General features: G+C 38.7%; 26 protein-coding genes. 16 read left to right on the top strand and 10 right to left on the bottom strand.

Annotated features, from left to right (window positions below):
- Positions 1 to 68: 68 nt before the first annotated feature.
- Positions 69 to 1,541, bottom strand: coding sequence for a ketol-acid reductoisomerase (gene ilvC, locus I6F42_RS16640; RefSeq protein ID WP_010553877.1), 1,473 nt, complete (start codon positions 1,539 to 1,541; stop codon positions 69 to 71).
- 138 nt (positions 1,542 to 1,679) lie between these two features.
- Between ilvC and ilvY the strand changes: the two genes are divergently transcribed.
- The 6 genes from ilvY to I6F42_RS16610 all read left to right on the top strand — a co-directional run bounded on the left by ilvY (position 1,680) and on the right by I6F42_RS16610 (position 7,370).
- A complete protein-coding gene (gene ilvY / locus I6F42_RS16635) occupies positions 1,680 to 2,585 on the top strand; it encodes an HTH-type transcriptional activator IlvY (protein ID WP_007584128.1) in 906 nt (301 codons plus the stop codon).
- A 116-nt stretch (positions 2,586 to 2,701) separates the two neighbouring features.
- A complete protein-coding gene (locus I6F42_RS16630; RefSeq protein ID WP_180961421.1) occupies positions 2,702 to 3,748 on the top strand; it encodes a GGDEF domain-containing protein in 1,047 nt (348 codons plus the stop codon).
- A 447-nt stretch (positions 3,749 to 4,195) separates the two neighbouring features.
- The gene (locus tag I6F42_RS16625) at positions 4,196 to 5,008 is read left to right on the top strand and encodes a MipA/OmpV family protein (RefSeq protein WP_197152846.1); all 813 of its coding nucleotides are present in this window, start codon (positions 4,196 to 4,198) and stop codon (positions 5,006 to 5,008) included.
- A 1-nt stretch (position 5,009) separates the two neighbouring features.
- Entirely contained in the window at positions 5,010 to 5,390 is a 381-nt protein-coding gene (locus I6F42_RS16620) for a DUF3019 domain-containing protein (protein WP_180961420.1), read from the top strand.
- Between the two features lie 14 nt (positions 5,391 to 5,404).
- Positions 5,405 to 6,097: a response regulator gene (locus I6F42_RS16615; protein ID WP_007584133.1), complete on the top strand. Its 693-nt coding sequence runs from the start codon at positions 5,405 to 5,407 to the stop codon at positions 6,095 to 6,097.
- Between the two features lie 25 nt (positions 6,098 to 6,122).
- Positions 6,123 to 7,370, top strand: a complete 1,248-nt coding sequence (locus I6F42_RS16610) for an ATP-binding protein (protein ID WP_197152844.1) — start codon at positions 6,123 to 6,125, stop codon at positions 7,368 to 7,370.
- Positions 7,371 to 7,458: 88 nt separating this feature from the next.
- Here the strand turns inward: I6F42_RS16610 and I6F42_RS16605 are convergent, their stop codons facing one another.
- Complete coding sequence (locus tag I6F42_RS16605) at positions 7,459 to 7,683, bottom strand: DUF3820 family protein (protein WP_007586607.1); 225 nt, start codon at positions 7,681 to 7,683, stop codon at positions 7,459 to 7,461.
- Positions 7,684 to 8,033: 350 nt separating this feature from the next.
- On the bottom strand, positions 8,034 to 9,608 hold the full coding sequence (locus I6F42_RS16600) for a cation:proton antiporter family protein (protein ID WP_165725392.1): 1,575 nt from the start codon (positions 9,606 to 9,608) through the stop codon (positions 8,034 to 8,036).
- 265 nt (positions 9,609 to 9,873) lie between these two features.
- Here I6F42_RS16600 and I6F42_RS16595 point away from each other — a divergent pair, with 265 nt between their 5' ends.
- Both I6F42_RS16595 and I6F42_RS16590 read left to right on the top strand, forming a co-directional pair.
- On the top strand, positions 9,874 to 10,617 hold the full coding sequence (locus I6F42_RS16595) for a sporulation protein (protein WP_007586609.1): 744 nt from the start codon (positions 9,874 to 9,876) through the stop codon (positions 10,615 to 10,617).
- Between the two features lie 73 nt (positions 10,618 to 10,690).
- The gene (locus I6F42_RS16590) at positions 10,691 to 11,140 is read left to right on the top strand and encodes a GNAT family N-acetyltransferase (RefSeq protein WP_010553871.1); all 450 of its coding nucleotides are present in this window, start codon (positions 10,691 to 10,693) and stop codon (positions 11,138 to 11,140) included.
- A gap of 79 nt (positions 11,141 to 11,219) precedes the next feature.
- On the opposite strand, the gene I6F42_RS16585 is transcribed toward I6F42_RS16590, so the two are convergent.
- The 6 genes from I6F42_RS16585 to I6F42_RS16560 all read right to left on the bottom strand — a co-directional run bounded on the left by I6F42_RS16585 (position 11,220) and on the right by I6F42_RS16560 (position 17,258).
- Positions 11,220 to 12,575: a sodium-dependent transporter gene (locus I6F42_RS16585; RefSeq protein WP_197152843.1), complete on the bottom strand. Its 1,356-nt coding sequence runs from the start codon at positions 12,573 to 12,575 to the stop codon at positions 11,220 to 11,222.
- Between the two features lie 204 nt (positions 12,576 to 12,779).
- On the bottom strand, positions 12,780 to 14,072 hold the full coding sequence (locus tag I6F42_RS16580) for a HAMP domain-containing sensor histidine kinase (RefSeq protein ID WP_165736184.1): 1,293 nt from the start codon (positions 14,070 to 14,072) through the stop codon (positions 12,780 to 12,782).
- A gap of 19 nt (positions 14,073 to 14,091) precedes the next feature.
- Positions 14,092 to 14,796 carry a response regulator transcription factor gene (locus I6F42_RS16575; RefSeq protein ID WP_010553868.1) on the bottom strand — a complete coding sequence of 235 codons (705 nt, stop codon included), beginning with the start codon at positions 14,794 to 14,796 and terminating at the stop codon, positions 14,092 to 14,094.
- Between the two features lie 25 nt (positions 14,797 to 14,821).
- A complete protein-coding gene (locus I6F42_RS16570; protein ID WP_007586617.1) occupies positions 14,822 to 15,205 on the bottom strand; it encodes a DUF3019 domain-containing protein in 384 nt (127 codons plus the stop codon).
- Positions 15,195 to 15,977 carry a MipA/OmpV family protein gene (locus tag I6F42_RS16565; protein ID WP_010553867.1) on the bottom strand — a complete coding sequence of 261 codons (783 nt, stop codon included), beginning with the start codon at positions 15,975 to 15,977 and terminating at the stop codon, positions 15,195 to 15,197. Before I6F42_RS16565 ends, I6F42_RS16570 begins: the two co-directional genes overlap by 11 nt.
- Positions 15,978 to 16,454: 477 nt before the next feature.
- Positions 16,455 to 17,258, bottom strand: a complete 804-nt coding sequence (locus tag I6F42_RS16560; protein ID WP_021031980.1) for a hypothetical protein — start codon at positions 17,256 to 17,258, stop codon at positions 16,455 to 16,457.
- Between the two features lie 113 nt (positions 17,259 to 17,371).
- Between I6F42_RS16560 and I6F42_RS16555 the strand changes: the two genes are divergently transcribed.
- Both I6F42_RS16555 and I6F42_RS16550 read left to right on the top strand, forming a co-directional pair.
- Entirely contained in the window at positions 17,372 to 18,526 is a 1,155-nt protein-coding gene (locus I6F42_RS16555; RefSeq protein WP_197152842.1) for a serine hydrolase, read from the top strand.
- On the top strand, positions 18,523 to 19,026 hold the full coding sequence (locus I6F42_RS16550; RefSeq protein WP_165739750.1) for a histidine phosphatase family protein: 504 nt from the start codon (positions 18,523 to 18,525) through the stop codon (positions 19,024 to 19,026). Before I6F42_RS16555 ends, I6F42_RS16550 begins: the two co-directional genes overlap by 4 nt.
- An 80-nt stretch (positions 19,027 to 19,106) precedes the next feature.
- Here I6F42_RS16550 and yhbY read toward each other — a convergent pair whose 3' ends face one another.
- Positions 19,107 to 19,403 (bottom strand): ribosome assembly RNA-binding protein YhbY, encoded by a 297-nt coding sequence (gene yhbY / locus I6F42_RS16545; protein ID WP_002963153.1) that lies wholly within the window; start codon positions 19,401 to 19,403, stop codon positions 19,107 to 19,109.
- A gap of 88 nt (positions 19,404 to 19,491) precedes the next feature.
- On the opposite strand from yhbY, the gene rlmE reads away from it, so the two are divergent.
- The 6 genes from rlmE to secG all read left to right on the top strand — a co-directional run bounded on the left by rlmE (position 19,492) and on the right by secG (position 25,580).
- A complete protein-coding gene (rlmE, locus tag I6F42_RS16540; protein WP_007586629.1) occupies positions 19,492 to 20,121 on the top strand; it encodes a 23S rRNA (uridine(2552)-2'-O)-methyltransferase RlmE in 630 nt (209 codons plus the stop codon).
- 66 nt (positions 20,122 to 20,187) lie between these two features.
- Positions 20,188 to 22,131, top strand: coding sequence for an ATP-dependent zinc metalloprotease FtsH (ftsH, locus tag I6F42_RS16535; protein ID WP_231616387.1), 1,944 nt, complete (start codon positions 20,188 to 20,190; stop codon positions 22,129 to 22,131).
- A gap of 78 nt (positions 22,132 to 22,209) precedes the next feature.
- On the top strand, positions 22,210 to 23,058 hold the full coding sequence (gene folP, locus I6F42_RS16530; protein ID WP_010553862.1) for a dihydropteroate synthase: 849 nt from the start codon (positions 22,210 to 22,212) through the stop codon (positions 23,056 to 23,058).
- Entirely contained in the window at positions 23,055 to 24,404 is a 1,350-nt protein-coding gene (glmM, locus tag I6F42_RS16525; RefSeq protein ID WP_007586638.1) for a phosphoglucosamine mutase, read from the top strand. The genes folP and glmM overlap by 4 nt, the downstream gene beginning before the upstream one ends.
- 71 nt (positions 24,405 to 24,475) lie before the next feature.
- Entirely contained in the window at positions 24,476 to 25,225 is a 750-nt protein-coding gene (tpiA, locus tag I6F42_RS16520) for a triose-phosphate isomerase (protein ID WP_197152840.1), read from the top strand.
- 1 nt (position 25,226) lies between these two features.
- Entirely contained in the window at positions 25,227 to 25,580 is a 354-nt protein-coding gene (secG, locus tag I6F42_RS16515) for a preprotein translocase subunit SecG (RefSeq protein ID WP_002962769.1), read from the top strand.
- Positions 25,581 to 25,655: the final 75 nt, after the last annotated feature.

Here is a 25,655-nt window from a genome sequence, read left to right as displayed (position 1 = left end):
TAAAAAAGCCCACATGCAAAAAGCATACGGGCTTGGTTTCTAACAAGCGAAACATTTACTGTTTAGGGTTAAACAATCTTTTTCATTGCTGACATGTAGCCACGTAATTTAGCACCTACTTTCTCAACTGGGTGTTCGCGCAATGCAGCGTTAACTTGAATTAATGTTTGGTTATCAACTTGGTTACTGTGCTCGCCAAGGCCTTTACCTATAATGTCTGTATCAACGTTTTTCATAAAATCAGCAAGTAATGGTAAACATGCATGGTTATATAAATAACAGCCGTATTCTGCAGTATCAGAGATAGTACGGTTCATTTCAAAAAGCTTTTTACGCGCAATAGTATTGGCGATTAATGGCGTTTCGTGTAATGACTCGTAGTAAGCTGACTCTTCGATAATGCCGGCTGCTGTCATGGTTTCAAATGCAAGTTCAACACCTGCTTTAACCATTGCTACCATTAAAATACCGTTATCAAAAAATTCTTGTTCAGAGATTTCTACATCGCCAGCAGGGGTCTTTTCAAAGTTAGTTTCTGCTGTTTCTGCGCGCCATTTAAGTAAGTTTACGTCATCGTTATTCCAGTCTTCCATCATAGTGCGTGAGAAAGTGCCGTCGATGATGTCATCTTGATGCTTATTATAAAGCGGGCGCATAATTAGTTTTAGCTCTTCACTTAGTTCAAACGCTTTTACTTTTGCTGGGTTTGAAAGGCGGTCAAGCATGTTAGTAACGCCACCGTACTTAAGTGCTTCGGTAATTACTTCCCAGCCGTATTGAATTAGTTTTGATGCATAACCCGCATCAACGCCTTTTTCTACCATTTTATCAAAACATAAAATAGAGCCAGTTTGTAACATGCCACATAAAATGGTTTGCTCGCCCATTAGGTCAGACTTAACCTCAGCAATAAATGATGATTTAAGTACACCTGCGCGATGTCCGCCAGTACCCGCTGCATACGCTTTAGCTTGTGCTAAACCAAGACCTTGAGGGTCATTTTCTGGGTGAACTGCGATCAGAGTTGGTACACCAAAACCGCGTTTGTATTCTTCACGTACTTCAGAACCAGGACACTTAGGTGCAACCATGATTACAGTAATGTCTTCACGTACTTGCATGCCTTCTTCAACGATATTAAAACCATGAGAGTAAGCAAGTGTAGAGTCTTTTTTCATAAGTGGCATAATTGCACTTACTACAGCGGTATGTTGTTTATCTGGCGTTAAGTTAAGTACTACGTCAGCGGTAGGAATTAATTCTTCATAAGTACCAACAGTAAAGCCGTTTTCAGACGCATTTAAAAATGATTGGCGACGCTCAGAAATAGCTGAAGCACGTAATGTGTAAGAAACATCTAAACCAGAGTCACGTAAGTTTAAGCCTTGGTTTAAACCTTGTGCGCCACAGCCTACAATAACTAGTTTTTTACCTTTAAGTGCGTCAACGCCATCGGCAAATTCGCCTGCGTCCATAAATTCACATTGCGCTAATTGCGCTAATTGCTCGCGTAAAGGTAAGGTATTGAAATAATTCGCCATTGTTAGTGTCCTATAAAGTCATGTTTGTTAGATGCGCAAGATTTATTGCGCTTACAAACACCATATGTAAAATCGTTGCTTGCGTAAAATGATATATTTGAATTAAAGTGTTTCATAATATGAAATACTGGGTTTGGCATGGATCATAAACATTTAAACTACTTTTTAGCACTGGCTAAAACACTTCATTTTGGACGCGCAAGCGAGCTTTGTCATATAAGCGCACCCACTTTAAGCCGCAATATAAAACACTTGGAAGAAGAGGTAGGTGTTGCATTATTTGTACGCGATAACCGCAGTGTTAAATTAACGCGTGAGGGTGAGTCGTTTATTGATTACGCCACAGCAACGCTTGCTAATTGGCAGCGTTTTAAAACGAATGTGAAAGACCCACAACAACATATTTACGGCAAAGTAAGTATCTATTGCTCGGTTACTGCATCTTATAGTTTTTTACATCAAATATTAGAGCAGCTTCGTGCGCAGCATCAGTATATAGAAATAACATTAAATACAGGCGACCCTGCACTTGCTATAAACCGTGTGTTAGATGGGCATGAATTAATGGCTATTGCAGCTAAGCCAAATAAGTTACCGGCGCAAATTGCTTTTGTAGATATAGGGCATTCTCCACTTTTATTAATTGGACCAAAAATTCAATGCCCGATCACACAAAAACTAACGCAGAATGGTGATGACATTAATTGGTCTGATTTAGAATTTATTGTGCCAGAACAAGGTTTTTCTCGCCAAAGGTTAGAACACTGGTGGCGCAAAAATAATATTCACGGGAAAATTTACGCACAAGTTGCTGGGCACGAAGCAATGGTATCTATGGTGAGCTTAGGATTAGGTGTCGCAATGGTCCCTAAAATAGTGCTAGATAACAGCCCGCTGCAAGATAAAGTACAAATACTAACACCAAAAATGCAAGCGCCTGATGGGTTTGATATTGGTTTGGCAGTATTAAGGAAAGAGTTAAATGACCCTGCAATCAGTGCTTTGTGGAATATTGCGCAAACTTTAGATGCAAAAGCGATTTAATGCGCGCAGAGAATAAGCAAGTTAGTTAAATAGTATGAATATAGGTTGCGTATAAGTTTACTATTACTTAACATTGAGCGCTAATAATAAAAACAATGACGCTTGAGAGTTTATTTATGAACCACGCCGTATCACTTGCTCATTCTGCTCAATGCCTAAAAAAGGCGATTCCTTTGATGGTAAAATACCGAATGCCGGTTACACCCATCAACTATGCAATTTGGTACTGTTATATTCAAGGAAACAAACCTTCATTAAATGCTGAGTTAGACCATGTTATTGCTCTGCAACAAACATGTTCACAAGACAAAGCAAAAGAAATTTTTGATAAACATTTAACGCAAGACGATCTCGTTTTTTTTCAAGAAATGACTGAAAAATTTCATACAACTATGGAGCAAGTTCAGCAAGATATAAGCACAACGCTTGATCACTCTAAAAGCTTTACGACGAGTTTAGTTGACTCACAAAATGAATTAAATATGCTTGTTGATGTAAACTCTTACAATGAGATACTAGGTTGTGTTGAGCGTTTAACTGACGATTCTATTGCAATGCAAGATTATGCTCGGGAGTTTCAGACTAAATTAGCCGTTGCCTACAATGAAATAAAAGATTTAAAAGAAGCACTCAATATTTCAAAGGAAGCAGCCGATACCGACACGCTTACGGGTTTTTATAATCGAGGTAAGTTTGATTCTGATATTGTAAACTTTTGCCTCGAATACTCAGAGCAAGCGCAAGAAGACTCTCTTGCCGTACTCATTATGTTTGATATTGATCATTTTAAGCGCTTTAACGATGATTTTGGCCATCAAAAGGGTGATGAAGTGCTTAGGCTAGTTGCTAAAAAAGTGAGAGAAAATACAACTGAAGCTGCAAATGTGTATAGATATGGTGGCGAGGAGTTTTGCATAACAGCCTACTTTGACACTATTAACGATATAATAGCATTTGCAGATTGTATTCGTTTAGCAATAGCAAAATTGGCGATTCGTAAAAAGCATGATGTAACTGCAAAACGTGCTATTTCAGCAAGTTTTGGCTTAGCAATTTTACGGCCATTTACAAATAGTTCTGTTTTAGTTGAGCGTGCAGATAGAGCCTTATACATTGCCAAAACACATGGACGAAATCGTATAGAAATAGCCCCTGATATTTAATAAGTGCCAGAGGTTTCTGATTTATTTGGGTTAAAGCCGCTCAATTTAGGGCGATTTAATCCAACTTCAGTTTTGGTAAACAAGCAGGTAAAACCCAATAGAGCTGTAGCGAGTTAGCTCTTAGTAATTTTTTATTTGAATAATTGCATTTGCTACGTAGTGCCTCATTTTCAAAGTATCTTAAAGTACTATTAGTCAAAAATTACACAAGCAACTCAAAATATAGTCCTTAGACACAACTACCTTGAAAGATAAATAGTCCGAAAAGCATAAAGTTAACATTTTTGTATACAAATTGTGAATAATTGTAACCAGCTAGAGCTAGTTTAAAAAGACCTTGCTAGTATGGGGAACTCACTTATTTTGATACTTTGATTTACGCTGATGCGGTATGCCTTCTCATTATTAACAGCTCTATGTTTTAGCACTTTGTTTGTTTGCCTTTCGGTGCAAGCAACACAGGCAAGCAAGCATGCTGACGATTATACAGAGCAAGATATAACAACCGATCGTCTGCATTTGAGTTTAAGCGTGGGGGCTGGAGTTATAACCAACCCTTTGTATGGTGGAGATAATATTCCGCTCGTGCTTATTCCTCAAGTTGCGTTTTATGCAGAGCAATGGTTTTTTGATAATGGCCGTCTTGGTTATTCATTTTTGCAAACCCCTAAACATCACTTTAATCTAGTTGGTGAACTCAACTCTGAGTCTCGCTTTTTTATAGACTGGCACCCTAAAAATGTATTTACACTACAAAGTAGTGCCCTCAACAATCAGTTCGTAATGCAAGATGAAGCCTCGTCATCTCGCTATGTTGATATTGATAATTTACATAAACGGCAAATTGCACTTGATGCGGGTATTGCATATCACTATGTAAATGAAGACCATGTTTTTTCGGTTCAGGCTCTGCATGATATAACCGATGTTTATCGAGGTGTACGCGCAGCATTACAGTGGCAGTATCATACTGTGATAGGAAAGCTCAAAATAAAGCCAACACTTGGAATAAACTATAAATCTGCGGAACTAAATAGCTATTTTTATGGACTTAATGAGGGTGAAACTCAATTTGGCAAAATAGACGTTGGTAGTAGTTGGCAACCTTATGCTAAAATCGACGCCCGTTGGCCTCTGAGTAAGGCTGACTCTCTTCGTTTTCATGTAGCATATTACGACTATTCGGCTATGGATGGCAGTCCGCTCTTCGAACGTACTTATTCAATGACTGCATTTATAGGATTCGATCGTACTTTTTAATATGAAGTATTCAATATTAGTTGTCTTTATTACCGCTTTTTTTAGTGGTTTTAGTGTGGCACAACCCCCTTTTTTTAGTGTTTCTCCAAAAGTCTGCGTTGTCTCTGAACAGCAGGGTTTTTGCGATCTTGATTTACAATTTAAATGGCAATTAAACGCCTACAGTGATGTCTGTTTGTATCAGCAAGAGCAACGGCTTCAATGCTGGGAGCAACAACTTTCTGGGCAATTTAATTATAAAGCGCGTGTTCAGGTGGAGACCATATACTCCTTAATCAATCCTCATACGGGTGTGTTAATAGCAAAAACACAGGTTGAAGTACAAAGCGCCCATGCTAAAAAAAATAGGCGTAGGCTTCGCTCTCCGTGGAGCTTTTTTTAATTTAGGAGCAACTAATGCCAAAAATTTTACTTGTTGAAGATGATCTCGGTTTACAACAACTAACAAAAGATTACCTTGAACATAATGGCCTTGAAGTCGAAGTATTAGACCGTGGTGACGAAGTGTTTAATTACTTAGAAAACAATACACCCGATTTAATGATTTTAGACGTTATGCTGCCAGGTAAAGATGGCTTTAGCGTTTGCCGCCAAGTAAGAGATAAATTTACTCTACCAATTTTAATGTTGACTGCTAAAGGTGAAGATTTCGACCAAGTACTTGGCTTAGAGCTTGGCGCTGATGATTATGTAATAAAACCAGCAGAGCCACGTGTATTACTAGCGCGAATTAATGCATTACTGCGTCGTGGACAACCCATGGTAAAATCAAGCGAAGAGCTCCAGTTTGGTGATTTAGTCATTGATAAAACAAGTCGTATTGTAAAACTAAGTGATTCGGAGATTGTATTAACTTCGCACGAGTTTGAGTTACTATGGCTATTAGCGTCAAATGCGGGTGAAGTACTAAGTCGAGAACATGTGCACCAACATATGATTGGTCGCCAATACGATGGACTTGATAGAACGGTGGATGTACGCGTATCACGAATTCGTAAAAAATTAGGCGACAACAGCGATAAGCCATATCGTATAAAAACTGTATGGGGACAAGGCTACTTATTTGTTTCTGATGCATGGGATCTTTAGAACTATTTAAGGTTAGTCGGCTTTAATGGGAAAACTGTTTACCAGCTTATATTTATATATCATCGTTTCTTTGTTTGTAGTGAGCGGTGTTATAGAGCAATTGTGGCCTTACGAAGAGTCGCAACAACAGGTCTTCTTAGATGATGAGTTTGGGCAATCACTCTGGTTGCTCTCACAAACTTCAAATGGTCTTAAAAAGTTAAAGCACAACTTTGAAAGTAAAGTGATTGAACGACGTGATTTAATACTCCCTCAAAAACAACAATCGCAGCTCAACCAAAACCACTACTTATACTTATACGATAAGCAACAACGCATTGTTTGGTATGTAGATCTCGGTAATGATTCATTACTTCAAGTAGGACCGGTAGGTGTATTAACGCAGGAATCATCTTCTGTTTGGCCGTATTTATTACTACTTATTATTGTAGGTATACCTGTTGGGCTGTGGAGCTTTTTACTATGGCGCGACTTTGCAAAGCTACGTAAAGCGTGTGAAGCGGTAGAGGGTTTGCAAGACTTTCAACTAAATGACTCTTCTAAGTCTTTCTTTTTACCTATTACTGATACATTAAAGGTAATGCAGCAACGTATTGAGTTTTTACTTAGTGCGCAGCAAGAACTTACCTCATCGGTGTCGCATGAGTTTAGAACACCACTAGCACGTTTAAAGTTTGCAATTGTAATGCTGCAAGAACAAATGCTTGACGAAAAAGGTGAGAAGTACTTAACAAACATGCAAACAGACATTAGCGAGCTTGAGTCACTAGTTTCTGAAATGCTTGAATACGCGCGATTAGACTCTCAACAACCTAGTTTACAGCCAATAAACTGTGACTTAGCTGGGCTGGTAAAAACAACTGTTGAAAAGCTAAACTTTGAAGCCCGAACAACGCTCTCCGTAAACCTTCCTGAGCATTTAAATTATTACTGTGATAGTCACTTTATGGCGCGAGTATTTCAAAATTTAATTGGCAATGCGCTCAAATACACCCATAAACAAGTCAAAATTTCATTGCTACAAGAGACAAAACACATCGTATTGATTGTTGAAGATGATGGTGAGGGGATAGCTCCCGCTGAGCGAGAAAATGTATTTAAACCTTTTACTCGACTAGATAAAAGTAGAGGCAAGGATACCGGTGGTTTTGGTTTAGGACTCGCTATAGTTGCTAAAATTGTGTCGTGGCACCAAGGAGAGTGTAAAGCAGAAAGCTCAAGCTTAGGTGGTGCTAAATTTATTGTATATCTACCCCTCAAATTAAAGACATAAAAAAAGCGCCTAAAGGCGCTTTTTTTGCGGTTAAAAACCAAAATCAACAAGTAGCAATATAATAGACCGCAAGTACTTGAAAAAGTTCTCAACTATTTTTATTTTTTTCAAGTAATGGCATTAACATTTGCTCAAGGCCATTTAGTTTTACCTCATACATCATCGCAAGTTGACTACCTAGTTTTGAGTCAGGAAACCCTTGCTGATTAAACCAGACTAAATAAGGCTCTGGCAGTAAAAGCAATGGCCGTCCTGCATATTTTCCAAACGGCATTATGGTATTAATAGCTATTTTTAGTTGTTTTGGATCCATAAAAACTACTTATGTATTTAAAGTATGCGTAAGTGTAAGGGATTTTAGAGATATAAAATAGGCTGTGACGGGCAAGAAACAGCCTATTTTGCGAGGGAGTAGGCCCTCTGATTTAATAATTTTATGTTGATTGATATAAACCTAGTTGAACTTTAATTAGCTGGGATCTAATTAAGTTATTATTAGAACATGGGTTCTTATTTAACCAACACAGTTAGTCTACCTGTTTTTCATTGTTGTGGTGAATTGGCTTGTAAAGGAATGTAAATAGAATTGCTTTTTATTTAAAAACTAATAACAAGGCCTTAACTGATTAAGGCCTTGTTATTTATAGACGTTATAAAAAGTAATTATTCGTTAAATAGCTCTTGTTTAACGTGCTCTGCAAAACCACTACCGGCTTCTAGGTAAAAGTTATAAGTAGAATGAACACCCATTTCTTCTAGTTCTTTTTGTTGATCAGGGTAGTTTGCAATAGCTGTTACTTGACCTTTATAACCGGAGGCTTGTAGTTGCTCTAAGGCAAAAATATTTTGCATGTGTTTTGGCATCGCAAGCATAACCATTTCTACTTGCGAGTGATTTACTCGTTGCCAAAAGTCAGGGTCGGTTGCATCAGCAATTAAGACGTTGCGGCCTCTGTTTACGTGCTTATCTACCACCTCAGGTTTTATATCTATACCTGCAACAACATTTGGGTGAGTCGCGTTGATAGTCTCATAAGCACCAGTACCAATACGTCCCATACCAAAAATGACTATTCTAGTATCGTTAAGGTTAACAGGTAGCTCTTCAGCTAAACGAGTTTTGCTTTCGAACTTTAATAACCAGTGCTCAATTTTGACGTACAACTCGTTTGAACGTTTATTTAATGGGGAGGCAATTATAAAGGTAATAGAAACAGCAATTGCCATTACAGCTAGCCATTCAGAGGTGATCATGCCTGTAGTTGCAGCCACTGCACATACAATTAAACCAAACTCACTGTAGTTAGATAAGCTAAAAGCAGTAAGTAATGATGTACGCGCGCGTAGTTTAAATATATTAGTGAACATATAATAAAGCGCTATTTTAACGGGTAATACTAAAATAAGTATAATAGCAACAATCAAGGAGTTAGTGGTTAGCTCTGCGCTCAAACCAATACTTAAGAAAAAGCCAACTAGCAATATGTCCTTTAAATTAAGTAGGGATTTTGATAGCTCGCCTGCCTTTTTGTGAGGGGCAAACATCATTCCTATTATTAATGCACCTAAATCGCCTTTTAGGCCTGCAAATTCAAATGCATGATAACCAGCAACTAGAGCAAAGAAAAAACCAAACAATGGTAATAGTTCACCATGTTTAGATCGGTTCAACACGCCATACATTACAGGTCGTAATAAAGGCAAAGCAATTATTAGTGCAATTGCCCATAAATTTGGGACTTTGCCGGTGCTAATAGCTAAAAAGATAACAGCAAAGATATCTTGCATTACCAATATACCAATGGCTATTTTACCGTGTAAGCTTGCCATTTCCCCGCGTTCTTCAAGCACTTTTACTGCAAATACAGTACTTGAAAAGCTAAGCGCAAACCCAACTAATAAAGCACTTTGCCAACTTAAATCAACAAATAGTGGAATAGCGAATACGCCAAGTAACAGCATAAAACCACTAAATAACGCACTGCTAAAAATGATATGCAATGTTGCAGGTGCCCAAACTTGAGGTTTAATTAAACTGTTAACTTTAAGTTTCAAGCCAATACTAAAAAGAAGAAGGGTTACGCCAAGTGCTGCAATTGTATCGAGCAACTCTGTACTTTTATATCCCGATAAATTTAAAGCAAAGCCTGCTAATAAAAATCCAATAAGAGGAGGTAGTTTTAATTGATAAACGGCAAAACCACAAACAAACGCGGCAGCAAAATAGATTAGTTCCATAATTCTTAATATCACTTCATTTGGTGTTGCAGTGTAACGAAAAATTTATGCCATTGAAAATATAATAGACCTAAAAATGAACGCGTCTAATCAATTACTTGCCTTGCTGCGTATGAAAAATACGCATTAAACACTTATTTAATCGTAAATAGTATGTAAATAACATTTTTTCACTGACATTAGCTTTTAAATATGGTTAAGATGCGATAACGAAGAAGTTTAAGCCAGAGCAAATAATAGAGCAGCTCAGCTTAAGGAGAGAGATATGTTTAAAAAGATTTTAGCGTCGGTAGGTATTGGTGCTGCAAAAGTAGACACTATTTTAGAAACTGAACACCTACAACCAGGTCAACTTTTTAACGCACAAATAGTTATCACAGCAGGAGATGTTAGCCAAGATATCGCAGGCTTAGATTTATTATTAATGACTCGTGTTAAAGTTGCGGGTGATGATGGCGATTATTTTACTAATCATGTAATTGAGCAATGGCGAATTACAGATATTGGTACAATTGAGCCAGGCGAAGTTAAAAACATCCCTTTTGAAGCACGTCTTCATTCTGAAACACCTATTACAGAAATTAATGCAGGTTATAATCAATCACATGTATGGCTAGAAACAGGCCTAGATATAGACTTAGCACTTGACCCAACAGATAAAGACCATTTACACATTTACCCTAATGAAGCGGTTAAAACGTGTATGCAAGCGATGGAAAAGTTAGGTTTTAGTTTAATGAAAGCTGACGTAGAAAAAGGCCACTTACGGGCTTCAACTTTTCAGTCATTATCTGGGTGTTACCAAGAACTTGAGTATAAACCTAATAGCCGCAGCTTATTTGGCATTCAGGAGATTGAATTATCGTTTGTACCAGAGGCACATAAAACACATGTGCTTATAGAGCTAGACAGAGCCTTTAAAGGCGATGGTTATGTAGATTTGACCATAGAGCACGATCATGTGAATCTATCGCAGTTGTGTGATCAGCTAGAGCGCTTATTTACTTAGATAAGCTAACTAAGCTAGCGAGTGATTTTAATAAACCCAGCCTAAGCTGGGTTTTTTGCTTATAGGATTTAATATGCAGTTTAAATGTGAGCAGTTTGACGCTCTTGATACACAGACTCTTTTTATTATTATGCGTGGGCGGGTTGATGTGTTTGTTGTAGAGCAAAAATGTCCTTACCCTGAACTTGATGATGTAGATATTGCTTTAAATACACAGCATTTATATACATTGGATAATGAGCAACTACAAACTTATGCGCGTTGTTATGACAAAAGTGAGCAATACAGCGCAATAGGTCGCGTGCTAGTGAGTGAAGGAGCGCGTGGTAATGGGTATGCTACTTTACTTATTACTAAAGCTATAGACTGCTGCAAAGCACAATGGCCTGAGCGAGATATTTATATAGGTGCACAAACTTACTTACTTGATTTTTACCGCTCTTTTGGCTTTGAGGATTATAAAAGTGAATATTTAGAAGACGGTATACCTCATCAAGATATGATTTTAAAACTCACTAAATAAATCCAATTTAAGCAGCTATAAAAAAGCCCACTAATGTGGGCTATTTTAATTTAAGACTATTTTAAGGTTAAGGTATTATTTAGCTCAAGAGTGAGTGTAAAAACACCATACCAATAGCAAGTGGACACACAAACTTGGTATACCAAGGCCATATTTTCCAAAACAATGTGTTATGGACCTCAGGATTACCTTCTTTAATTGCTTTAAGTAATGAGCTTCTGTACCAAATCCAGCCTACAAATATACAACACATCAGGCCAAGCAAAGGTTGAGCTACTTTTGTAGTTAAAGTAATCACTAAGCCAAATAAGCTGCTAAGATTACACACAATTATAATGCTAACGATAGCAATTAAAGCTCCAATCAACCAGGTTGCCTGAACGCGTTTCATCCCAAAGCGTTCTACAGTGTATGATACTGGCGCCTCTAACATTGAAATAGATGACGTTAAAGCGGCAATACTCATTAACGCAAAAAATGAAAAGCCCACAAATAAGCCAACTTCGCCCATTCCATCAAATAAAGCAGGGAGTACCTGAAATACTAACGTATCTTCAGAGAGTAATTTACCTGTTGAGGCCGAGAATATTTCAACGCCTTGAGCTTGCGCTACATACATCGCCGGAATAATCAGTAAACCCGCTACAAAGGCTATAAATACATCAATAAGGGTTACATAGGCACCTAAAGAAACAAGATTTTCTTTTTTGCTAATGTACGAGCCGTAAATAATCATTACGCTAGTACCTAGCGATAAAGAGAAAAAAGCTTGTCCTAGTGCGCTAACTAATAGTTTTGCGTCAAAAATAGACGAAAAATCAGGAACTAAGTAAGCCTTTAAACCCTCCATTGCGCCATCTTGGGTCATTACATAAGCAATAAGTGCAAATAAAATCCCCAAAAGAGCGGGCATTAAACGTTTTGACCATTTTTCAATACCGTTCTCAACGCCTCTACTGATAATAGCGACAGTTAGTACGATAAAGGCGAGAGTGAATATGATGTTTCGGGTAAGTGATTGATCACTTAACCATGTCGATGCTGTGTCGGCACCGACAAGAGTAGCTATGGGTTCAGCTGTAGCGCTGAGCATCCAACCAGCAACAATGGCGTAAAAACTTAATATAAAGCCAGCACATAAAATACCGCCAAAACCAACAATAAAGGCAAAGTGTTTTTGCCATGGCTTATTAGATATTTTTTGAAGTGATGAAACCGCATTTGCTTGGCCATGACGACCAATCATCAGTTCAGCCATTAAAGCGGGGTAGGCTAAAAAGAACGCAAGCACTAAATATGCGACTAAAAATGCAGCACCGCCATTACTTGCTGTTTGTGTAGGGAATCCCCAAATATTGCCCAAACCAACGGCAGAACCCGCGGCGGCCATAATAAAACCAAAGCGAGAGCTGAACTCGCCTCTAACTGCGCTCATATTATTGTACTTCTCTATTGTGTGACGGCGGTGACAATCTACTGGAAATGTTAAAAAATAAAAAGTGCTTATTTGCTGATCTAGCACAATTTAATAAGTAAAGTGTGTGTTATAACCATCGATTTTAATTGTTGTTATCGAGTCGTTTAAAATAACGAGTTGATTTTGTTTAATAATTGTTAATTACAGTCTGTAACTATTGCTTTACGAATTATGATGCTGTGCAATAGTGAGAGTAAAACACGCACCACCTAGCTGGGTACTTTTACTTACTTTAACACTGCCATGATGCCAGTCGGCTACTTTTTCAACAATAGCTAGACCAAGGCCGTAACTTTTATCAGCTCTGTTACGGTGATCTTCTTCCCTAAAAAATGGGCTAAATACATTACTAAAATTTTCTCGAGCGATACCCGGGCCGTCATCTTCTACCGTTATTATAAGCTGTTGCTCGTGTAACTTTGCGCTCAAGTAAATATGCTGGCTTGCAAAATCACATGCGTTAGTTAATAAGTTAGTAATTGCGCGAGCAAGCCAGTGAAGATCTGCATTTATTGTTTTATCGGTACTATTGAGTTGTACGTTGAGCATTTGCATTTCAAGCTTAGGTGCAAGCTGCACTAAAATATCTTCAAGGTAGGATTTAATATTGGTTGATGAATAGGTCAGCTTATTAGCATTTTGCTCTAAAGTAGCAAAAGCTAAATAGCTACTAAGCATCGATTCCATATGGTCTAAATCGTTCTCCATACGGGTTAAATACTGTTTTACTTTTTGCTCATCATGGCTATCTAATGCCGCATCTAAACCAAATCGCAGGCACGCGATAGGGGTGCGTATATCATGAGATAAACTTGAAGCCATTAGCTTGTTTTCGGCGACAAGTTTCTCTATTTGGCTGGCCATGCGGTTAAAGGTAAGCTCTACGTCTTTTATGTAAGTAAAATGCGATACTTTTATTCGGGCTTGAACATTACCTGAGGCAAACTTTTTAGCGGCTTCATTTAACACGGTTAATCGTTTAGCTAAGGGCGCAATAATAAACCCCATAAATACACATAAGCCTGCGTAAAAGAGCAAGGTTAATATAATGTCGTTATGTTGCTCGCTATCAAAAATTTTATCTAAACGCATTGATAAGTGAAAAGGATTTAAAACAGCGCTGCTATAAAGCATATAAAAGCCTTGCTGATCTTCTAAAATCAGCCCACCCGGCGTGTGCATTTGTAATAATAAAGAAGGCGGTAAAGCAAGTGATTCATTAGGTTTGTAATCAATTAAAACATCAAACTCTAGCGCCAGTTGTTTTACATAATCGCTGCGCTCAGATGTGGGTATGTTAGCTAACTGCTTGCTAAAACCCATGATCATTTTACTTTGCTGACTAAATTCATCCTGTGGGGTATGCGCTTGTTGACTAAAAGCATCAATAAGCCAGCCCAATACCACAATAGATAAAAGTGCACTGCCTAGAAGCGATATATAAAACTTTTTCATTTATTTATTCATCACTTTATTACCACGCAGTAGAAACAAGTAAATATCCACGGCCCCAAATAGTTTTAATTTTTTCAGGGTTTTGTGGATCATCATTAAACTTTTTACGAAGTGCAGAAATAAGTACATCAACACTTCTATCAAGCCCATCGTATTCTCTGCCTTTGGTTGCTTTAAATACAGCGTCACGCGAGACCACTTGGCCTGCATTGCTCGCAAGGTAATGAAGCAGTAAATACTCAGCACTTGATATGTTTACGTCTTGCTCGTTGAGTTTTACATTTCTAGATTCGGTATCAATACTAAGCGCACCAACATTAATAACACTCTCGTTAACGTGTGGAGTATTTGGCTCATTATTTTGGCGAAGGGCTGCTTTTATACGCGCTAGCAATGCACGAGGGCGTACAGGTTTCATTATGTAGTCGCTTGCACCTACTTCTAGACCAATGACCTCATCCATTTCTTCATCGCGTGCGGTGAGCATTATAATGGGCGAATTATAAAAACTACGAAGTTCTCTACACACGCTTATACCATCTTGCCCTGGAAGCATAATATCAAGGAGCACGATATTTGGATTTAACGTTTTGACTTGGCTAATTACTTCGTCACCTCTGTGACAAACATGCGTTGTGTAGCCTTGCTCTGTTAAATATTCAGCAACCCATTGAGCAAGTGATACATCGTCTTCAACGAGTAAAATAGTGCCATAGTTATCCATGAAAATATCCTTAATGCGATTGGTATTAAAATAGTCGCCAGCGGCGCTTTTTTTGCCTGTTTTGATATACCCATTGAAGCTTTACTTCGGCAATACTAATTATTTTAGAGGTATTGCTGTCAAATAGTTCAAATGAAATACTTTGCTGTGAATCAAATGCATAATTAAAAGTACCGCTCTGTTGCTTGAGCCAACATTGCATTATGTACTTTGAGGTGGCGTCACGTAGGCAGTAATTACCAATGATAGGTTGCTCCCACGTTAGCGTAACGTCAGCATAGCAATTTCGCCCTTCGCGCAATGCAACGCAGGTATCGGGAACTGCTATGAGTGCTTCAGGAGGTTCCTGAGCTTTAACAGTAAAAGTACTGGGGAAGATCAGTAATACACAGATCCATCTAAAATACATAACGTAGGCCTACCTTGGCTTTGTGTTGATATCCTTGGGAAATAATTGGACTGTCGTCAATCTCTTTTGAAAACCATGTGGTAAGCCAGCCGGATAAAAACACCCAATCTTGGCTTATTGGGTACTCAGCATGGAACTCAAAAATAATACTAGTACTGGCATTGCTGCTATAAATCGGGCGAAGGCTGGTGGCTTCATCGCTATCAATGCCAAAGTAATAATTGGTAAAGTCAGCAGAGTAGGCGCTTAAACCAACACCAGATCTAAACTCCCAGTTTCGCCATGGTAAAATGTGACTAAAAAAGCTGTTTATAACCCAGCCATTGTGCGCGCCAGATACATCATGAAGGTATTCAAAAGAGAATTGAGAATTTTCAAATCGACGAGAAAGTCGAAGGCCGACGTCAAAGTCGTAATTACGTTTTTTTATACCTTGGAGTTCTTTTATAACACCATGGTTATAAAATCCGAGGCCTTTTTCGTCAAATCCAGCTTGAGTATTTGTGCCTAATATATCTAGGCCCCAATCAAATTTATCTATAAGACTGTAGCCTATTACAAGGCCGCCACTGAGTTGATTGTGATCGAAATCAAGATAAAATTTATCGTAGGAAACAGCAAGACTTAAGTCGAGCTCAACGCCTTTATCGTAAGACTCAATGCCGACAAGGTAAGAATCTTCAATATAAAAGCCCGCACCAGCACTCCAATCCCACGCAAAGCCTTGGGTTGGCTCTAACGTATTATCTGCATAATAGCGGTTACTTGCCATACTCGACGTGCTAAAAATGCAGCAAAAAAGCAGTGTTATGCTCAGTAAAGTATGGTTAAGCAAAGCGTTTCTCATCCCTTAGGGCCTAATTATTATTTGTTATTAAGCGTAGTATATTGTTAATTCGTTCCTTTAATCTGTAAAAAAATGTAGTAAGTGTTAGGTCTGTTGATCTTTCAAGGTTAAATTTGCAGCAGTCTGTTTGGTATTTAGGCAAGGCAGAGCCTATGCAGTGTGGCTATTCCCCACAAATGGGCGATAACGTAGCATTAATGCCAAACAGGCGCTGCCCAAAGGGTTCTTCCTAGGGGCTATTTACTCTTTGTTACTCGGTTTTTACTTATTCTTACATGGATGTAAGCCAGTAGGGTAACGCAGGAGCAGTTACCGAGCCCACTAGGTTACAAACCTCGCGCCGCGATTAAATAGCCCCTAGTTTGAACAAATTTTAATCCGTAAAGATCAACAGACCCTAATTTACTGAACTTTAATTTTATCGATTAATATACTACTCAAGTAAAACTGCATCATAGGTGTTAATGCACTTACTTCTGTTCTGTTACATGGACCGCTAAGTTTGGTAAGGCTAGATAGTTTTGACAACGTTTTGTACTGAGGGATTTGAATATCTTTGCCAAGTCTTTCAATACGGGCCTCGTCAGTGTTTTGCTGATGAATAAAAGCGACAACCTCAAGCTCATTTGTGATTTTTTGCTCTTCAGTGAAATTGTAAATTAGTGGTTCACGATGAAAACTTGCGCTGTCGATTGAAGATTTAGCAAACCAAACAACATCACCCGATGACTTGTGCGTGAGACGCATACTAACTTGTGCAAATATTGCAGCGCACTGCTGTGTTGGGTATTGCTGGGCAACATTTGAATATAAATTAAATGGCTTCTCTGGTTGCTTTATTGCGTACTTAGTATCGTCTGTGAAAGTTAGATCGAGTTGCTGAATAGTCAGTGTGTAGTCACTGTTATTTTTAGTTGTTACTTTTAGTTGTTTATCGTTCAGTGCTTGGCTAATTTGCGATAGAAGTTTATCGGTTACGCTTGCCTTATCGGTAATGATTTTTACTGTTTGGTTTCTAACTACTTTATGTGCAGGAAGTTGAACCGATTTAACTTTTGGAGATGAGTGCTCTGTAGTGTACTCAAGTTGATAGGTCTGACTTTTTAATGTTGGCTTTAATGGCATATCCAGTGGTTCGGCCGGTTGCTTTGTAATAGCACAACCAGTTGATAATAAAATAAAAAGTGACACAACTAAAAAACGCATAAGTACTAAACACTCGCTTAAAACCAAATAATCGTCGTATTGTACGTTAGTACAAACAAAACTTCATGATATTATCTGCGCAGATGTAGTTAAAAAGATAAATTTTATAAAAAATGAAGTATCTCAACTCTTTATCGTATTGCCTATCTGCTTTGTGTTTGCTGTTTAGTTCTGTGGGTTTTGCAGCAAAAGCGGATCCTGATTGGGATGCATTTGTAAAAAAGTACGGCCGTTACGCACAAAAAAAATTAAAAAGTAAAGGTATACCCGGTGCAGCGCTTTCGATTGTAAATATAAACAACTCAGACTACATCCACACCATGGGCGTAACTAAATCACGAAGTGGACAAAAAGTTAATAAGCATACTCGGTTTAGACTCGCGTCTGTTTCGAAGACATTTGCAGGCTCGTTATCAGCTAAATTGGCTGCTAACGGCCTACTGGAATTAGATAAACCTGTTAGCGAATACATAACTGATTTTAAAGGGACTGTTTATCAAGATGATTTAAAGGTGTTTCATCTTTTAAGCCATTCAAGTGGATTAGTTCCTAATGCATACGACAATTTAATTGAATCTCGTATGGATTACCCAGGTATTGTTGAAAAGCTGCTTAGCGTCAAACCAATTTGCAAACCCGGCGAATGTTATGGCTATCAAAACGTTATGTTTAGTCTTATAGGCGATGTGATATTACAAAGCACCGATAAAAGTTACGGACAGTGGTTACGAGAAGCTATTTTTGAGCCATTAAAAATGAGTGATGCGAGCTTAGGTTTTGAACAAATGGTGCATGACAATAATTATGCTCTACCTCATGTGCGGGGTAAAAAGCGTTGGTATAGCGCTAAGCTTAAAAAAAATTATTATAAAGTGGGACCTGCAGCGGGTGTGAACGCTAGCGCAAGTGATATGGCTATTTGGTTAAGAGCGCAGCTGGGCCAATATCCTGATGTTTTATCATTGGATACTCTAGCAAAACAAACACGCCCTTATACACATACAAAAAAAGAAATGCATCGCAGGGTGTGGAAAAAACACCTTAATGAAGCTTATTACGGGTTAGGTTGGCGCGTTTATAACTATGCTGATGAAACACTTTACTATCATAGTGGCTGGGTGCAAGGTTATAGAAGTGATGTGGTTGTATTTCCTCACTTAAATATTGGTTTTAGCTTAATAGTTAATGCTGAAACCGGTGTAATCAATGAGCTAACGACTGAATTTATCGACAGGCTATTAGAATACAAACGAGGTAAAAAAATATGAATAATAAAATAATATTAGCAATCACTTTTTTAGTCATGTCATTCAATTGTAGTTTAGTGTTTGCAGCACCTGATGAGATATATTTGTTTCGTCATAGCGAAAAGTTAACGGGTAAAAATCCAGCGCTCTCAGAGGTGGGAAAGGCACGTGCAAATAATTTAGTTACTTTTTTCAAAGAGTATCAAAATATACATATTTTCAGCAGCAACTATAAACGCACGTTACAAACAGCGGCCCCTTTGCAGGCATATTTTAATACCGACGTAAATGTGTATAACGCAGGTGAGCTAAGTGATTTAAAAAATGAGTTACTAAAACTAAAAGGTGTAGTTGTTGTTATTGGGCACAGTAATACAACACCGCAACTAGCCGAGCTACTTTCGAATGAAAAAGTGCCAGCAATGAGTGAAACACAATTTACTCAGTACTTTATATTGAATAAGAAGCCCAGTAGTAATGGCAGTGAATATGATGTAACCCATCATAAAATGAGTTTTTGATTTAAAACGTTAAATAATAAAAAACCAGCATTAAGCTGGTTTTTTTAATTTAAACGCACTAAATCCTTTAACAGGAATAATTAGTTACGCGGTAAATGTATTTTTTTCTCAACGCTTTGACGATAAAGCACAATAGTGTGACCTATCGTTTGTAGCTTAGTCGCACCAGTTTCACGTACGATTGCTTCAAAAATTAGTGCTTTTGTTTCACGATCGTCAGTTGGAACTTTAACTTTGATTAATTCGTGAATTTCTAATGCACTTTGAATTTCTACTACTACGCCTTCGGTTAAACCGTTAGAACCTAGTAAAACTACAGGCTTAAGGCTATGTGCCTGACCTTTTAAAAATTGCTTTTGTTTGTTTGATAATGTCATGTTTATACAAATTTTGCTGAATATGGCTTGAATTAAGGGTATTCTAACGCCATCTAGAGAATATTACTAATTAGTTGCGTGTTAATTTATGACAAATAAAAAACAGTCAGCCAGTTCACAGCGATGGCTGAAAGAACATTTTGATGATAAATATGTTCAAGAAGCGCAAAAAAAAGGCTGGCGTTCCCGAGCGGTTTTTAAATTAGATGAAGTACAAAATAGAGATAAAATACTTCGTCCAGGTATGACAGTTGTTGATTTAGGGGCAGCTCCAGGAAGTTGGTCTCAATATTTGGCTGAAAAAGTAGGTGACAAAGGCCAAGTGATCGCGTGTGATATATTACCGATGGATTCACTTGCGGGTGTTGACTTCTTACAAGGTGACTTTCGTGAGGAGGCTGTATTAAATGCGTTGTTAAAACGTATTGATGGTAAAAATGTTGATGTGGTACTCTCTGACATGGCACCAAATATGAGTGGCAATAACTCAGTAGATCAAGCGGGTAGTATGTATTTGGTAGAACTTGCGCTGGATATGTGTAGTCAAGTACTAAAGAAAAATGGCGCATTTATTGTTAAAGTTTTCCAAGGAGAAGGCTTTGATCAATACTTGCAAGATGTACGTAATAGTTTTAAAGCAGTGAAAATACGCAAACCTGATGCCTCACGTGCCCGTTCTCGGGAAGTATATATAGTAGCGACTGGATACAAACTGTAGTACAGTTGCTTGGCGTTTAGTTGAATTTAAATTAATTGGATACAAGAGGTTAACCCCTTGAGCGATATGGCGAAAAATTTAATACTATGGCTGGTGATTGCAGTTGTGCTGATGTCAGTCTTTCAGAGCTTTAATGGCGGCGAGCAAGTTGATCGTCAAACAAGTTACACTCAATTTGTAAAAGATGTCCGCAGTGGCTCTTTACAAGAAGTTGTTATCGACCGCGGTACAGGAAATATTACTGGTACTAAGAGCAGTGGTGAGCGTTTTCAAACAACGATGCCAATGTACGATGAAGACTTAATAAATGATTTACTTAAAAATGATGTAAATGTGAAGGGCGTACAACCTGAAGAACAATCATTCTTAGCAAGTATATTTATTTCTTGGTTCCCGATGATACTGCTCATAGGTGTATGGATATTCTTCATGCGTCAAATGCAAGGCGGCGGCGGTAAAGGCGCTATGTCATTTGGTAAGAGTAAAGCTCGCTTAATGAGTGAAGATCAAATTAAAACAACGTTTGCTGATGTTGCAGGTTGTGATGAAGCAAAAGAAGATGTTACTGAGCTGGTAGATTTTTTAAGAGATCCTTCTAAGTTTCAAAAACTTGGCGGTAGTATTCCTAAAGGTGTACTAATGGTTGGTCCTCCAGGTACCGGTAAAACGTTACTTGCGAAGGCTGTTGCTGGTGAAGCTAAAGTGCCATTTTTTACAATTTCTGGTTCAGATTTTGTTGAAATGTTTGTGGGTGTTGGTGCGTCACGTGTACGTGACATGTTTGAACAAGCTAAAAAAGCGGCGCCTTGTATTATCTTCATAGATGAGATTGACGCTGTTGGTCGTAAACGTGGTGCCGGTATGGGCGGCGGTAACGACGAACGTGAGCAAACACTTAACCAAATGCTAGTAGAAATGGATGGTTTTGGTGGTAACGAAGGTATTATCGTTATCGCAGCAACTAACCGACCAGATGTATTAGACCCTGCATTACTTCGCCCAGGTCGTTTTGACCGTCAAGTTGAAGTAGGTTTACCTGATATTCGTGGTCGTGAGCAAATACTTAAAGTACACATGCGTAAAGTGCCATTAGGCGATAACGTAGAAGCTGCTCTTATAGCACGTGGTACTCCAGGTTTCTCTGGCGCGGATTTAGCAAACTTAGTAAACGAAGCTGCACTTTATGCAGCGCGTGGTAATAAACGTGTTGTAAGTATGGCTGAATTTGACGCTGCTAAAGATAAAATCATGATGGGCGCAGAGCGCAAGACGATGGTGATGAGCGAGCAAGAAAAAGCAATGACAGCGTACCATGAAGCTGGCCATGCAATTGTTGGTCGTATGGTGCCAGAACATGATCCAGTTTATAAAGTATCTATTATTCCACGTGGCCGTGCGCTGGGTGTAACAATGTACTTGCCTGAGCAAGATCGTGTTAGTCATTCAAAAGAGCTTTTAGAATCAATGATTTCTAGCCTTTATGGTGGCCGTATTGCTGAAGCGCTTATTTACGGCGCAGATAAAGTAACAACGGGTGCAAGTAATGACATTGAACGAGCTACAGATATAGCGCGTAAAATGGTTACACATTGGGGTTTAAGTGAAAAGCTAGGTCCGTTACTTTACGCTGAAGATCAGAACGAAATGTATATGGGTGGTGGCGGTAGTCGTTCATCTAGCATGTCGGACGACACGGCAAAAGTAATTGATGCAGAGGTTCGATTACTTTCAGATCGTAACTATCAAAGAGCAGAAGAAATATTAAAAGAAAACATTGATATTCTTCACTCAATGAAAGATGCGTTAATGAAATACGAAACTATTGATGCTAAGCAAATTGATGATTTAATGGCACGCCAACCAGTACGTGAACCGCGTGATGCACATGATCGTCATGAAGCTAAACCGGTAAAAGCGGAAGAACTTCAAGAACCAGTTGCTGATGAAAGTCAAAAGACTGATGATTCATCAAAAAAAGATGAAACAAACCTTGATGACAAAGCTGAATAATCGTTAAAATAGTAATGAAAGCCCCGAACTTCGGGGCTTTTTTGTATCAGCTATTTAGAAAAAGAATAAAGGTTGGCAATGACTAACATATTAAAGCTTCCGAGAGGGCGTACGCTTAATCTTGAAAAGCCCGTTATTATGGGAATACTAAATGTAACGCCGGATTCATTTTCTGATGGTGGGCAGTTTTTAGATCCCAAAATAGCGCTAAAACGCGCAATGCAATTATTAGATGACGGTGCGACAATTTTAGATATAGGGGGAGAATCTACTCGCCCAGGCGCGCCAGATGTTAGCTTAGAAGATGAACTTGCTCGAGTAATCCCCGCTATTAAAGCGATACGTCAGCACAGTGATTGCGTTATTTCAATTGATACCAGTAAAGCACAGGTAATGGAACAAGCAATACTTGCAGGGGCAGATATAGTCAATGATGTTAGAGCTTTACAAGAGATAGACGCCTTAGAAACGGTTGCGCAGTATGAAGATGTAGCAATTTGTTTAATGCATATGCAAGGGCAGCCCCGGAGCATGCAATCGTCACCTCATTACGATAATTTGTTTGCAGATATAAGTATGTTTTTTAGTGAACGTATTAAAGCATGTGAAACAGCTGGGATTAAGTTTGAACGACTTATTCTAGACCCAGGTTTTGGATTTGGAAAAACGCTTAGTCATAACTATCAAATATTGGCTAAGTTTGACGATTTTAATAAATTAGGTTTGCCATTATTGGCCGGATTATCACGTAAATCGATGATAGGTAATTTATTAAACAGAAATACAAATGAACGGTTAGCGGGCAGCTTAGCGGGTGCGTTAATCGCAGCGCAAAATGGCGCAAAAATTATTCGTGTACATGACGTAAAAGAAACCGCAGATGTACTTGGTGTATATCAAGCCTGCGAACAAGGAATTTCACAATGAAAGAAAGAAAATATTTTGGCACCGATGGCGTGCGTGGACTTGTAGGCGCTGCTCCAATAAACCCTGAATTTGCAATGAAGCTAGGCTGGGCTGCTGGGCGTGTATTATCGCAAAGTGGTACTAAAAAAGTAATTATTGGTAAAGATACGCGTATTTCGGGCTATATGCTTGAAACCGCACTTGAGGCTGGTTTAATTGCTGCTGGTATTGATGTTGTATTACTAGGCCCTATGCCTACACCTGCCGTTGCTTATTTAGCGCAAACATTTCGTGCTGAGGCAGGTATTGTAATTAGTGCCTCACATAATCCGTATTACGATAACGGTATTAAGTTTTTCAATGGTCAAGGCTTAAAGCTTGATGATGCAGTAGAGCTTGAAATTGAAGCGATGCTTGATGAGCAAATGACATGTGTTGCTTCAGATAAATTAGGCAAAGCATCGCGTTTAGTCAGTGCGGATGGCCGCTATATAGAGTTTTGTAAGAGCCAGTTCCCGCAAGGCCTGTCTTTAGAAGGTCTTAAAATTGTTGTCGATTGCGCAAATGGCGCAACTTATCATATTGCACCTTCTGTTATGCGTGAACTTGGCGCAGAAGTAATAACACATGCGTGTGAGCCTAACGGCGTTAATATCAACCATGAATGTGGCGCTACTCACGTAGATACCCTTAAACGTAAAGTGCTTGAACTTAAAGCCGACGTAGGTATTGCATACGATGGTGATGGTGACCGCGTGATGATGGTTGATCATAATGGCCGTGTTTTTGATGGTGATGATCTGGTTTATATTATAGCTTGCCAAGCAGCCCAAGATGATAATTTGGGTGGTGGTGTAGTTGGTACTGTTATGTCTAATATGGGCCTTGAAAACGCTTTAAAAGCAAAAGGTATCGAGTTTGCTCGCAGTAAAGTGGGTGATCGCTATGTTATGGAATTACTACAGCAAAAAGGCTGGAAAATTGGCGGTGAAAGCTCAGGCCATGTACTAAATCTAGACTTAATTAGCACGGGTGATGGTATTATTTCAAGCTTACAAGTACTTGCTGCTATGGTTGCACAAAATCGTACATTGCAAGACTTAGGCGCTGGTTTTACCAAGTATCCAATGAAGATGATTAACGTGCGTTATACAGCTGGAACTGACCCGACAAAAGCACCAGAAGTGCTTTCAGCTGTAGCAGAAGTAGAGCTTGCTTTAGGCGATAAAGGCCGTGTTTTACTGCGTAAGTCAGGCACTGAACCTGTGGTTCGTGTTATGGTTGAAGCCGAGCAAGAAAAGATTGTAATAGACAGCGCTCAAAAAATTGCAGCTGTTGTAGAATCTATGAGCAAACAAACTGATTAATAACAATAATCTCTTGTAACTTTGGGCGAGAAAAGTTAATATCTCGCCCGCTTTCTAATGTGGAGTGGATAATGACAATACGCAAGGCGATGGTCGCAGGCAACTGGAAAATGAATGGCTCTTTAGAGTTAGTTAAACAAATGTCTGACGCTATTAACGATGTAAAATCACAAGAGATGGACATTGTTTTATTTCCTCCATTCCCACTTGTACCAGCAATGGTAGCTAGCGGTGTTTCTACAGGAGCTCAAACTGTTTCTGAAAATACACCTGGCGCATTTACTGGTGAAGTTGATGCGCAGCTTATAAAAGATTTAGGTGCAACTTACGTACTCGTTGGTCATTCTGAACGCCGCAGTATTTATAACGAAAGTAATGCAACAGTCGCTGAAAAGTTTGCTAGAGCACAGCAAGTTGGGTTAACACCAATATTATGTGTAGGCGAGAGCGAAAGTGAGCAAGAAAACGGTCAAACCGAACAAGTAGTTGCTGCACAAATTGATGCAGTAATAGAGAAATTAGGTGTAGCAGCACTGAAAGATTCTGTGATAGCATACGAGCCCGTTTGGGCCATAGGCACAGGTAAGACTGCATCGCCAGAGCAGGCACAAACTGTTCATAAATTTATCCGTGACAAAATTGCATCACTTGATAGCAATTTAGCACAAGGGCTTACCATCTTATATGGTGGTAGCGTTAATGAAAAAAATAGCGAATTATTATTTGCACAAACAGATATAGATGGCGGCTTAATTGGCGGCGCAAGTCTAAAAGCAGAATCTTTTACTGCAATCTGTAACAGTGCAAAAGGGACTGTATAAGATGTACGAAATTTTATTAGTAGTTTATTTAGTTGTGGCTTTGGCTCTAGTTGGAATGGTTTTAATTCAACAAGGTAAAGGCGCAGATATGGGTTCTTCATTTGGCGCTGGTGCATCAGGCACAGTTTTTGGTTCGTCAGGTGCAGGTAACTTTATGACAAAAACAACCACAAGCTTAGCAACGGTATTTTTTGTATTAAGCATTGTGTTAGGAAACCTAACTGCTGGTCAAATTAAAAAGACTGACGAATGGGAAAATCTAGAAGCAGCTCCAGCAGTAGAAACAGTAGTTCCTGTTGAAGAAGATGTTCCAGTAACATCTACTAAAGAGCAAAGCTCTGACGTACCAAACTAATTTAGCGTAAAGCTATCGTTAAACGATTTATAGTCCTCAAATAAATCATATGTTTAACAATTAAGCGGAAGCTTA

This window comes from Pseudoalteromonas sp. SWYJZ12 (assembly GCF_015864395.1).
Classification (GTDB): Bacteria; Pseudomonadota; Gammaproteobacteria; order Enterobacterales; family Alteromonadaceae; genus Pseudoalteromonas; species Pseudoalteromonas arctica.
Note: the sequence above shows the minus strand (reverse complement) of the source record. Positions and strands in the feature narration are given on the sequence as shown.